The organism is Dyadobacter crusticola DSM 16708 (assembly GCF_000701505.1).
GTDB lineage: Bacteria > Bacteroidota > Bacteroidia > Cytophagales > Spirosomataceae > Dyadobacter > Dyadobacter crusticola.
Map to the genome: position 1 here is coordinate 398,840 of NZ_JNJB01000007.1, position 12,037 is coordinate 410,876.

13 protein-coding genes are annotated in these 12,037 nt (G+C 47.7%); 12 read left to right on the forward strand and 1 reads right to left on the reverse strand.

Going from position 1 to position 12,037, the window contains the following annotated elements:
• Positions 1-140: 140 nt before the first annotated feature.
• On the reverse strand, positions 141-467 hold the full coding sequence (locus Q369_RS0112180; RefSeq protein ID WP_031528089.1) for a tetratricopeptide repeat protein: 327 nt from the start codon (positions 465-467) through the stop codon (positions 141-143).
• Between the two features lie 92 nt (positions 468-559).
• Between Q369_RS0112180 and Q369_RS0112185 the strand changes: the two genes are divergently transcribed.
• From Q369_RS0112185 to egtB, 12 genes are all read left to right on the forward strand, one after another.
• Positions 560-1,297, forward strand: a complete 738-nt coding sequence (locus Q369_RS0112185; RefSeq protein WP_031528090.1) for an electron transfer flavoprotein subunit beta/FixA family protein — start codon at positions 560-562, stop codon at positions 1,295-1,297.
• A 30-nt stretch (positions 1,298-1,327) separates the two neighbouring features.
• On the forward strand, positions 1,328-2,302 hold the full coding sequence (locus tag Q369_RS0112190) for an electron transfer flavoprotein subunit alpha/FixB family protein (protein ID WP_031528091.1): 975 nt from the start codon (positions 1,328-1,330) through the stop codon (positions 2,300-2,302).
• A 227-nt stretch (positions 2,303-2,529) separates the two neighbouring features.
• Positions 2,530-3,123, forward strand: a complete 594-nt coding sequence (locus Q369_RS0112195) for a bifunctional nuclease family protein (RefSeq protein ID WP_031528092.1) — start codon at positions 2,530-2,532, stop codon at positions 3,121-3,123.
• Positions 3,124-3,257: 134 nt separating this feature from the next.
• Positions 3,258-4,136 (forward strand): cell division protein FtsX, encoded by an 879-nt coding sequence (locus Q369_RS0112200; protein ID WP_031528093.1) that lies wholly within the window; start codon positions 3,258-3,260, stop codon positions 4,134-4,136.
• A 27-nt stretch (positions 4,137-4,163) separates the two neighbouring features.
• Positions 4,164-4,379: a DUF3098 domain-containing protein gene (locus tag Q369_RS0112205; protein WP_031528094.1), complete on the forward strand. Its 216-nt coding sequence runs from the start codon at positions 4,164-4,166 to the stop codon at positions 4,377-4,379.
• Positions 4,376-5,155, forward strand: coding sequence for an undecaprenyl-diphosphate phosphatase (locus Q369_RS0112210; protein WP_031528095.1), 780 nt, complete (start codon positions 4,376-4,378; stop codon positions 5,153-5,155). Before Q369_RS0112205 ends, Q369_RS0112210 begins: the two co-directional genes overlap by 4 nt.
• A gap of 33 nt (positions 5,156-5,188) precedes the next feature.
• Positions 5,189-5,890 carry a tRNA pseudouridine(55) synthase TruB gene (gene truB, locus Q369_RS0112215; protein ID WP_035333354.1) on the forward strand — a complete coding sequence of 234 codons (702 nt, stop codon included), beginning with the start codon at positions 5,189-5,191 and terminating at the stop codon, positions 5,888-5,890.
• Positions 5,887-6,813, forward strand: a complete 927-nt coding sequence (locus tag Q369_RS0112220) for a bifunctional riboflavin kinase/FAD synthetase (protein WP_031528097.1) — start codon at positions 5,887-5,889, stop codon at positions 6,811-6,813. Before truB ends, Q369_RS0112220 begins: the two co-directional genes overlap by 4 nt.
• Positions 6,814-6,899: 86 nt before the next feature.
• Positions 6,900-8,282 (forward strand): mercuric reductase, encoded by a 1,383-nt coding sequence (locus Q369_RS0112225; protein WP_031528098.1) that lies wholly within the window; start codon positions 6,900-6,902, stop codon positions 8,280-8,282.
• A 72-nt stretch (positions 8,283-8,354) separates the two neighbouring features.
• Positions 8,355-9,308: an ABC transporter ATP-binding protein gene (locus Q369_RS0112230; protein WP_035333355.1), complete on the forward strand. Its 954-nt coding sequence runs from the start codon at positions 8,355-8,357 to the stop codon at positions 9,306-9,308.
• Positions 9,308-10,885: an ABC transporter permease/substrate-binding protein gene (locus Q369_RS0112235; RefSeq protein ID WP_031528100.1), complete on the forward strand. Its 1,578-nt coding sequence runs from the start codon at positions 9,308-9,310 to the stop codon at positions 10,883-10,885. Before Q369_RS0112230 ends, Q369_RS0112235 begins: the two co-directional genes overlap by 1 nt.
• Positions 10,866-12,023: an ergothioneine biosynthesis protein EgtB gene (gene egtB, locus Q369_RS0112240; RefSeq protein WP_031528101.1), complete on the forward strand. Its 1,158-nt coding sequence runs from the start codon at positions 10,866-10,868 to the stop codon at positions 12,021-12,023. Before Q369_RS0112235 ends, egtB begins: the two co-directional genes overlap by 20 nt.
• Positions 12,024-12,037 lie beyond the last annotated feature (14 nt).

The following is a 12,037-nucleotide window of genomic DNA, read 5'->3' on the forward strand; positions in this document are numbered from 1 at the left end:
AAGGAAAGCTATTTTAAAAAATCGGGCTAAATAATGATGAGGAAGAATTATAAATGCCGGAGAGTCGCTGGCATAATATAGAACTATACACGAATATAGCGCATTTTAGGGCATTTATCCAAATTTCTCTACAAAATAACTCAGTCGTCGAGCTCGTCGAGGAAATTATTGTAAGCACCCTGCAACTCACGTAATGCTTTCGCATTGTTCTGACCACGGGCCAGTTCCACACCTTTTTGATAAATTTCCTCAGCTTTTTTAACGCGCCCGATCTCAGCAAAAAATGCGCCAGCGTGATAGTAGGTCGGCAGATAGCCCGGATGTTCGTCCAGAAGTTTGTCGAAAAATAGCGCCGCGTTCACCGCATCGGACTTTGCGTACTCGATTGCAAGTGCGTAAATGTTGAATGGATCGGTAGGATCTTCCTCGTAAAATGCCAGTAAGTTGTTCAGTAAAGTGCCGCTCATTGCAAAGTATTATGCTTGCATACTATTTCTATTTCTTTTAATTTGCCCGTCAAAGGTTTTGTCACAAACATAATACAGGTAACCAAATACTCATGAAAATTCTCGTTTGTATTACCAATGTACCCGATACAACATCCAGAATAACCTTCACGGATAACAATACCCGGCTCAACAAAGCGGGGGTACAATATATAATCGGGCCTTACGATGATTACGCACTTGCGCGGGGTGTTGAATTGAAGGAAAAAACAGGCGGCTCGCTTACAGTATTGCACGTAGGTGAGGCGGATGCAGATCCGCAGATCCGCAAAGCACTGGCAATAGGCGCTGACGATGCGATCCGGGTGAATGCGGAACCGCTCGACTCCTATTTTACTGCCGTGCAAATCGCAGCTATCGCGAAGGAAGAAAACTATGATCTAATCCTGATGGGCCGAGAATCCATTGATTACAACAGCGGTGTGGTACACGGATTAGTAGGCGAAATGCTTGGTATCAACTCCTATTCGCCCGTAATGAAGCTGGATCTCGAAGGCAGTACAGCCGCGATCACGCGTGAAATCGATGGTGGAAAAGAGATATTGAAAGCGAATCTGCCGTTGGTACTGGGATGCCAGGAGCCGATAGCAGAATGGAAGATCCCGAATATGCGTGGGATTATGACTGCGAGAACAAAGCCGCTGAAAGTGGTAGAACCGGTGACAACTGACGAAATGAGCGCACCTGTCGAATTCTCCCTTCCTGCCCCGAAAGGAGCCTGCAAAATGATACCCGCAGACCAGGCCGAGACGCTGATCCGCCTTTTGCAAACAGAAGCAAAACTGCTTTAAGCTTCATCAAAAATCTAATTCGTTGAAATCATGTCCGTATTAATATTTATAGAACTGGATAACGGTTCAATCAAAAAAACTTCCCTGGAAACAGTCGCTTACGGAGCGAAAGTAGCGGCTCAGACAAACGGAAAAGCTGTTGTACTGGCTATTGGCAATGCGAGTTCCGCTGAGCTCGAAAAAGCCGGCCATTATGGTGCTGAAAAAGTGCTGCATGCAGCTGGCGAAAGGCTTACCCACGAAAACAGCCTGGCGTATGCAGATGTACTGGTGCAAGCAGCCGGGCAGGAACAAAGTAAGATCATCGTTTTGCCGAAGTCTGGACTTGGTGACGCTATCGCTGCCAGGGCCGCCGCCAGGCTCAGAGCAGGTGTGGTTTCCGGTGTAACCGCATTGCCTGAAACACAAGGTACATTTAAAGTTACCCGCAGTATTTTCACTGGAAAAGCATTTTCCACAACAGAAATTAAGTCTGAGATCAAGATCCTGGTGGTGAGAAAGAATGCGATCGAGATCGACGAAGCCGGTCTGAATACTGCCGGTGCGACTATCGAGCCATTTTCACCGCAGCTTCGCGATGCCGATTTCCAGGCGACCATTGTTGACGTGGAAAAAGCAAGCGGAGAATTGTCTCTGACTGAGGCTGAAATCATCGTTTCGGGCGGCAGGGGAATGAAAGGTCCCGAACACTGGCAGGCGCTGCTTGACTTGGCGAGTGCGCTCGGCGCTGCCACAGGCTGCTCCAAGCCTGTATCAGATCTGGACTGGCGCCCGCACCACGAACATATCGGACAGACCGGGATTAAAGTTGCGCCAAACCTTTATATTGCCTGCGGGATTTCAGGAGCGATCCAGCATTTGGCCGGTGTAAACGGATCCAAATGCATTGTGGTGATTAACAAAGATCCGGAGGCACCCTTTTTCAAGTCGGCGGACTACGGAATAGTAGGCGACGTATTCGAAATCCTGCCCCGGCTAACAGCTGCTGCGAAGGCGATCAGGTGAAATTTGGGGTATTTTCAGCCTCAAATGATTATTTGACAAAACAGAAATAAAAAATAGCTTCTAAATCAGACCCTTAACGGGGTATATTTGGGAGCATGCGGTTTTAAGGCCGCCGATAACCCGTGCACGATTTTTTTATGCAGCACGGGTTATTTATTTTTGCATCAAAATTCCGCCCAGGCACAATTCACCACAGCTGTTAACCACATTTGCGCATTTAGTTTAACGTGAAAAAAATCAAGTTAGAAATACTGGGACTTTCACCGAGCCAGTCACAGGCCGGATCTTTCGCTCTTGTTCTCGGGGAGGAATTAGGTAACCGTCGCCTGCCCATTATCATCGGCGTTTTTGAAGCCCAGGCTATTGCCGTGCAGATAGAAAATATAGTTCCGAACCGCCCGATGACGCACGACCTCTTCAAGTCGTTTGCCGATGGAATGAATTATACATTGAAAGAAATCGTCATTTCGGATCTCAAGGAGGGTATTTTCTATGCTAAGATCGTTTGCACCGATAATCTGAGAGAAGTTGAAATTGATGCAAGACCGTCCGACGCAATCGCGATCGGCTTGCGCTTTGATATTCCCATTTATACCTACGAAGCCATTTTGTCAGAGGCAGGTATCGTTTCCAGTTCATTGTCAGACGAAGAGGACGAGGATGAAGATGCAGTAAGAGAAACAGTGAAGCCTTCGGGCTCCAAAGACGTGATCAGGGACCTGTCCCTGGACGAACTGCAGCGCATGCTTGACGACGCACTTTCGAAAGAAGATTATGAAAAAGCTGCGAAAATCCGCGATGAAATGGGAAGAAGGAACTGATCTGTTACCTGCTCATTTAAGTTAAAAATAGTTAAGGAAAGCCGCTAATCCGGCTTTTTTGAATTATAAATCTCTATTTTTGCCACTGTCACTTTGTGGTAGCCGCATTCACAAAAGCGAAATTCAGAGCCGCTATGCCTAAAAAGAAAAAGATTGGAAGTTACCCGAATGCAATGATTGTGATGAGCCTCACGGCCGCCTTATTTCTCATTGGTTTCTGCGGGCTTCTGGTGATCCAATCTAAAAAACTGGTTTCGATCATTCGCCAAAATATTGAAGTACGCATTTTCCTGGACAAACAGCTGACAAAAGCCGCTGAGGATTCCATTCTGAATGTCGTGAAAGTCAAACCTTTTGTGCTTAACTCAACAGAGACCAAGGCGATCACTTTTGTATCCAAAGAAGAAGCAGCTAAGGAATTTATTGAAGGTACCAAAGAAGATTTCGCTACTTTCCTCGGCGAGAATCCATTGCGGAACAGCTACCGCGTGAAGATCCACGAAGATTATTTCGAAGAAGCCAAGCTCGCGCAGATTAAGAAAAACCTGGAACAGATCAAGGGAGTTTATGAGGTGGTGTACCAGGAGGATCTGGCCGATAACATCAATAGGAACGTTACCAAAATATACATTGTTCTCGCCAGCTTCGCATTAATCATGCTGATCATCATCGTACTGCTGGTCAACAACACGATTAAGCTCGCCATTTATTCCCAGCGTTTTCTGATCCGGAGTATGCAGCTTGTCGGTGCGACAAACGGTTTTATCCAGCGGCCCTATGTACTGCGCGGGGCTATTCAGGGCCTGGTCGGCGGCGTTCTTGCGGGTGTTCTCCTGATCGTTTTGCAGCAAGTCGCAGTGCGGAATGTAGAGGGACTCGCGCTGTTGCAGGAGTATGACAAAATTGCGATACTCGTCGGAACAGTACTCGCGCTGGGCATTCTGATCGGTATTGCAAGTACTTACCAGTCACTGGCGCGCTACCTGCGCATGACGCTCGATGATTTATACTGACATAATAAGCTTCAACAATTACAAGATATGAACAGTAAGAAAAATGAACTTCCGTTCGCAGCTTCCAATTACACTACCATGCTGATTGGTATCGCGGCAATCCTCGCCGGATTCCTGATCATGAGCTTCGATTCCGAAGAATTTGGTTTCGGTTTTCTCGGACTGACCCTCGGCCCCATTGTAACTTTCATTGGTTTCGTCATCGAGTTCTGGGCTATCTTACGTAAACCGGCAAATTCATGAGTATTTGGCAGGCCATTATCCTGGCAATCGTTGAGGGAATTACAGAATTCTTGCCGGTCTCTTCTACCGGGCACATGATCATCGCTTCCTCTTTCATGGGGATCAGCCACCTGGAATTCACCAAGATGTTCACAGTGAACATCCAGTTCGGAGCGATTCTATCGGTACTTGTTTTATACTGGAAACGTTTTTTTCAGACAACCGACTTCTATTTCAAGCTTTTCGTAGCATTCCTTCCAGCTGCGGTTATCGGCTTTCTATTGAATGATTTCATAGATGCATTGCTGGAAAACGTGGTTGTAGTAGCGGTATCCCTGCTGGTCGGCGGCATTATCCTGATTTTCATTGACAGGATTTCAAACGACACGAACCGCCAGAAGGAAATTACCTTCCCAACCGCATTGAAAATCGGTTTTTTTCAATGTATAGCCATGATCCCCGGCGTTTCCCGCTCGGCTTCTACCATTATAGGAGGTATGTTGCAGGGATTGTCCAGAAAGCAGGCTGCCGAGTTTTCTTTCTTCCTTGCAGTGCCTACAATGGCCGCTGCCGGAGGCTATAAATTGCTGAAAACTTACGATACGATCAAAGCAGAAGATATTCAGACGCTGCTGATCGGTAACCTGGTAGCATTTGTCGTAGCTATGCTCGCGATCAAATTCTTTATCAGCTTTTTGACCAAATACGGTTTCAAAGTTTTCGGCTACTACCGCATTATCCTCGGATTGATTTTACTGGGTCTGCTTGCTTCGGGTTACAAGCTAGATGTAATCTAAGTCGCACCCTTTTTCCACAAAATTCCATTTACATTGAATAGTGATACCAATACACCGGATGAAGGCGAAGTCATTTTAATTGACAAACCTTTAACCTGGACTTCATTTGATGTTGCTAACAAACTCAAAAGAGCCTGTAAATTCAAAAAAATCGGTCACGCGGGCACATTAGATCCACTGGCAACTGGTTTACTGATTTTATGTACAGGCAAGAAAACCAAGCAGATCGACACCTACCAGGCTCAGGAAAAGGAATATACAGGCACATTTGTGTTAGGCAAAACAACTCCTTCCGTGGATCTGGAAACTGAGTTCGATGCTGAATATCCCATTGACCATATTAATGCAGATCTGCTCGAAGCAGCACGTAAAAAGCTGACTGGCCCCATTGAACAGGTACCGCCCATTTACTCGGCGGTGCGTGTGGATGGCGAGCGGCTTTATAAAAAAGCGCGGCGCGGAGAAGTAGCAGAAATCAAGAAACGTAATGTGGAAGTCTCGCTTTTCGAGATTGATGCTTCAAAGTTTCCGGCGATTGATTTTAGGATCATTTGTACAAAAGGTACTTATATTCGCAGTATTGTTCGTGATTTCGGCGAGTTCGCCGGAAGCGGCGCGTACCTGAGTGCTTTGTGCAGGACAAGAATAGGCGCCTTCGAACTAAAAGATGCCTGGAATCTGACCGATTTCATTCATCAGAAACGAGTAGCTCTGAAGTTAGACGTCGTCGAATGAAAATTTACCATAGCCTCGATTCCTTTTCCAAACTGGAATACGGCGTAGTTACAAGTGGCACCTTTGACGGTGTTCACCTGGGACATCAAAAGATCCTCTCGCGCCTGCTGGAAATATGCCGGCAAACAGGCGGAGAATCCGTGGTGCTCACGTTCTGGCCGCACCCTCGGACGGTAGTCTCCGAAGACAGCCAATCCTTACAGCTCCTATCGACCGTTGAAGAGAAGATCGAGCTTTTCGCACAGCTTGGTATCCATCACCTGGCGATTGTTCCATTTACCCGCGCATTCTCTGAATTATCTTCCGACGAATTCATCCAGCAAATACTGGTCGACAAGATCGGTACCAAAAAGCTTGTGATTGGTTACGATCACCGGTTTGGCAGGAACCGCGAGGGTAGCTTCGAGTTTTTGCAGGAAAATTGTTCCAAATACGGGTTTGAAGTTGAAGAAATCCTGCGTGCCGACATTGAAAATATGGCGATCAGCTCTTCCCGCATCCGCAAAGCATTGATTACCGGGCACATTGATGAAGCAAATGAGCTGCTTGGACGCGCTTATACGCTTTCCGGAACTGTGGTAAAAGGCAAGCAGCTGGGTCGCACAATCGGCTTTCCTACTGCAAATGTGCAGCTGCATGAATCGTACAAGCTGGTGCCGATGAATGGTGTTTACGTGATCCGCGCCACTTACCAGGATATTCGTTACAACGGAATGCTCAATATAGGGGTACGACCGACAGTGGACGGAACGATGCGTACCATTGAAGCGCATCTTTTCGATTTTGACAAAGAAATTTACGGCGAAGACCTGAAACTGGAATTGCTGCATTACCTCCGCCCCGAGCAGAAATTCGGCGGCTTGGATATGCTGGTAAAACAGATCCAGATCGATAAAGAGAGTACCCTCGCCTACTTCGCCTGATTCAAACTAATTATCTTAGCTTATCAAAAGCGTGTCTTAACGGCGCGCTTTTATTGTTTTAAGAGAAAAAACACTCAACTTCAAACATGAAATACTACGACGCGATTGTAATTGGCTCCGGCCAGGCGGGAACTCCCCTATCCAGAAAGTTGGCCCAGTCGGGAATGAAAACGGCCCTCATTGAACGGCGATTTGCAGGAGGGACTTGTGTTAACGACGGCTGTTCCCCAACCAAAGCCATGATCGCGTCGGCAAAAGCAGCCTGGATTGCAAACAACAGCTCAGAATTGGGTGTTACCGCAGAAGAGGTGAAAATTGATTTCACGACCATCAGAAAGCGGAAAGATGAAATTGTGAAAAGAATGCGCAGCAACCTGGAAAAAGGCTTTGCTGGAACTGAAAACCTTGATCTGATCTACGGGAACGCGGTTTTCTCGGGAGAAAAAGAGGTGCGCATTCAGCTGAATGATGGTGGTGAGGAAACACTTACCGCCGACCTAATTTTCATAAACACCGGGTTGAGCCCGGCAGTACCGGATATCTCCGGGATCGAAGACATTGACTATCTCACTTCCACAACCATACTCGACATCAATGAAGTACCCAGCCATTTGCTGATCCTCGGCAGCGGCTATATCGGGCTGGAATTCGGCCAGATGTTCAGCCGGTTTGGCGCAAAAGTGACCATTCTCGAACCCTCTGAGCGAATCCTGAAACATGAAGATGAAGATATCGCGAAAGCGATCACCGATATTGTCGCAGAAGAGGAGATCGAAATTTTGACCCAAACCAGGGCGGTGGGAGTTACGAGGCGTGAAAACGATATCCTGGTAACCGTTGACAGCGACGGAGAAAAGCACACAATCGAGTGCACACACGTACTTGTAGCAAGCGGAAGAAAACCGAACACTGATCAACTTGAACTTGGAAAAGCGGGTATCGAAGCAGATGAGAAAGGATTTATCAAAGTGAATGATGAATTGGAAACGAATGTGAAAGGTATTTACGCGATTGGTGATGTAAAAGGCGGGCCTGCATTCACGCACATTTCTTATGATGATTATCGCGTAGTGTCTAACATTGTTATTGATAAAAAGAAAGATTCGATCGTCGGGAGGCAGCAACCCTATTGCATGTTTATCGATCCACAGCTTGGCCGGGTGGGCATTACTGAACAGGACGCAAGGGAAAAAGGCCTTGACGTTCAGGTTTTTTCGATGAAAAATGACAGCGTCGCGCGGGCCATTGAAACTGGTGATACACGCGGAATGATGAAAGCTGTTGTGGATTCTAAAACCGGCAAAATTCTGGGTGCGTCCGTGCTCGCAGAAGAAGGAGGTGAAATCGTTACTGCCATTGAGCTCGCCATGATGGGCGGACTGACTTTCGACCAGTTGCGTGACGGTATCTTCGCTCATCCCACCTATTCTGAGTCGCTGAATAACCTGTTTACGGAACCTGTTCGCTAATTTGCCTGTATAGGTTATTATTGCCGCACATTCCAAAACAAACTCAGCTACCCAAGCAGCGCAGTCAAATCTATGATCCTGGCCACCAACATCAGTAAGAATTACGGAGAAATCCGCGCGGTCAGGAACATTTCCTTTGAGGTAAAACAAGGTGAAACAATGGTGCTGCTTGGTACCAGCGGCTGCGGAAAGACCACTACGCTGAAAATGATCAACCGCCTCATAGAGGCAAGCTCGGGGAAGATCGAGATCAATGGCCAGAATATTTTTGAGCAAAGTCCGGAGCTGCTGCGACGTACAATCGGTTACGTTTCCCAGAACAATGGCTTATTTCCGCATTTCACAGTTCGCGAGAACATAGGTATCGTACCAAAATTGCTGAAATGGGGACAACGAAAGACAACTGACCGGACCGAGCAGCTGTTGGAGCAATTGCAATTACCCGCCAGTGAGTTTGCAGACAAGTATCCCGACGAGCTCAGCGGCGGTCAGAAACAGCGCGTGGCAGTAGCGCGGGCATTGATCGCAGAGCCGGCAGTTTTACTGATGGACGAACCTTTCGGAGCACTTGATCCTGTAACCCGCGCTGGTATCCGACACGAGTTTCAGCGTTTACCGGAACTGAAAAAGACGACAATTGTAATGGTCACTCACGATGTACAGGAAGCATTCGAGCTGGGCGACCGCATCTCCATTATGGATAAAGGTGAAATCGTGCAGTCTGGTACAGCTGCGGATCTGCTTTTCCGCCCGGCTCATACATTTATCAGCTCATTTTTCGATCATCAGAGACTTTTCTTCGAACTAAGTGCGGTTACGTTTGCAGAGATCTGGGAGCATTTGCCGGATTCAGATGGAGGCAAAGAACCCCAGTTTGCTTCTGAGCAGAGTTTGTGGGCAGGTTTAGGCCATTTATCAACTCACAACTTACAGGAGATATTTATAGCTGATCATTCCGGTAAGCAGAAACGGGCTGATCGGGCTACGATTTTCCGGGTGTTTAATCAAATCAAAAACGCGGATTAATGGAGCAGCAACAAGGTCTTTGGGAATTCATGGCCCAGCAGTCCGACAAGCTGTGGAGCCAAACTGTGGCGCACATTGGTCTTACCTGCATATCACTGCTGCTCTCCGCAGCTGTGGCACTTCCGCTCGGCATCTGGATTGCCCGCAAGAACAAAGCCGCCTGGTTTGTGCTGGGAGTTGCCGGAATTTTACAGACCATCCCAAGCGTCGCATTGCTCGGATTTCTGATCCCGCTGCTCGGGATCGGCGCCATGCCCGCGATCACTGCTTTATTCCTGTATGCCCTGCTACCCATGATCCGAAATACCTATACCGGTATCAGGAATGTGGATCCGGCCGTGACAGAAGCAGCCCGCGCAATGGGAATGCGCGCCTCCGAGATCCTGCTGAGTGTGGAGCTTCCGCTGGCCATGCCGGTAATTCTGGCTGGCATTCGGACTGCGGCCGTCATCAATGTAGGTGTGGCAACCCTGGCCGCGTACATCGCTGCGGGTGGACTGGGTGAGTTCATCTTCGGCGGCATTGCATTGAACAACAGCAACATGATCCTTGCCGGGGCGATACCAGCCGCATTGCTCGCCATCATTTTCGATTTCCTGCTCTCACTTTTGCAAAAAGCAAACTTTCAGAAAATGAGAGTCGTACTTTTTGCCTTTCCTATCCTCCTGCTTACGCTCTCTTCTTTCTACCTGCTTCCTGTAGCACAAACCAAACTGCTGGCAGGCTTTACACCTGAATTCATGGGACGCGAGGATGGGTACCTGGGGTTGAAGTCAAAGTACGGGCTGGATATTTCTACGGTCGTCATCAGCGATGCCGTCATGTACAAGGCAGCTTTTGAGAAGAAGCTCGATGTGATCAGCGGATACAGTACCGACGGCCGCCTGAAAGCATTCGACCTGATCACATTGGAAGATGACCGCCACATTTTCCCGCCATATTATGCCTCACCCCTGATCCGGAAAGATGCACTGCAACGCTACCCCGAGCTGGAAAGCGCATTAAACCTGCTTGCTGGTAAGATCAACGATTCGATTATGACCGAATTGAACTACCGCGTAGATTATCAGAAACAGGCACCAGAGAAAGTGGCTGCTGATTTCCTGAAATCCATTGGTTTGTACAAAAAATCGTTAAATGGGAATAAAGGCATCGTGCGACTTGGTTCCAAAATCTTTGCAGAACAGTACATTCTGATCAATATGTATAGAATATTGATCGAGGGAAATACAGAATTAAAAACCGTTGCCCGCACCGGATTGGGTGGAACAAAAATCTGCTTCGACGCACTCGCTAACAATGAAATAGATATGTATCCGGAATACACCGGCACCGGCTTGCTGGTCATTTTGCAACCCGATCCACAGACTGTCAAAAAGGTGAGCGGTGATAGAGATAAAACCTTTAAATACGTAAGCAGCGAATTTGAAAGACTTTATGATATGCAGTGGCTCAGACCGATCGGGTTCAATAATGCCTACGCATTGATGATGCGAAAACAACAGGCACAATCATTGCATATCAATTCCATAACCGCATTAAAACAGTACCTGTCTGATGACCAACCACAGCATTAGGGACGATTACAATAGTGTCAGGAAGTACAGCGAGCAGATTTGTGCTCCCCTTGCCAATGAAGACTATGTTCCGCAGCCTGTCCCATTCGTAAGCCCGCCGAAGTGGCACCTGGCGCATTCAACCTGGTTTTTTGAAACCTTTATCCTGAAACAGTTTCAGCCGGGCTACAAAGAATATGATCCGGATTTTAATTTCCTTTTCAATAGCTATTATAACAACATCGGGGAACGTACAATGCGTACCGACCGCGGTAATATGACTCGCCCTACCACCGAAGCTGTGTACGCGTACCGCAGACGCGTGGATGCTTGCATGGACGAGTTACTGGATCGCGACCTGGATCAGGATACGCTTTCGCTTATCAGGCTGGGACTGCATCACGAGCAGCAGCACCAGGAACTGCTGGTCACAGATATCAAGTACATTCTCGGCCACAATCCGCTTTTCCCCGTTTACAAGTCCGGACACAATCTTGTTGGTGCCAAAAACGCGGAAACGGGCTTCCTGACCATTCCCGAAGGAGTTTACGACATCGGCTTCTCCGGCGACGGCTTTTGCTTTGATAATGAGCTTGGAAAACACAAGGTATACCTGCACGAATTCGAGATCAGCAAAGGGCTGGTTACCAATGCTGAGTACCTGGAATTCATGAATGCAGGAGGCTACTCGGACTTCAATCTCTGGCTGGATGAAGGCTGGTCTTGGGTAAATGAGCATGCTGTGAATGCGCCGATGTACTGGCATAAAGTGGCTGGCGAGTGGCACTATTTCACATTGAACGGCTTGCAAAAAGTAGATCCGGACGCGATTTTAAGTCACGTAAGTTTTTATGAAGCCGCCGCTTTCGCGCAATGGAAGCAAATGCGTTTGCCTACTGAATTTGAATGGGAAATTGCCTCTGTTAACCTCGACTGGGGCCAGCGCTGGGAATGGACCAACAGTGCCTACCTTCCCTACCCCGGATTTACCAAAGCACCGGGCGCCGTGGGCGAGTATAATGGTAAGTTCATGATCAATCAAATGGTATTGCGCGGTGCTTCCGTGGCCACTTCGCCGGAGCATAGCCGACGTACTTACCGCAATTTTTTTCACGCCCCTGAACGCTGGCAGTACACCGGAATCAGGTTGGTCAAATAATCGCTTCACACCAG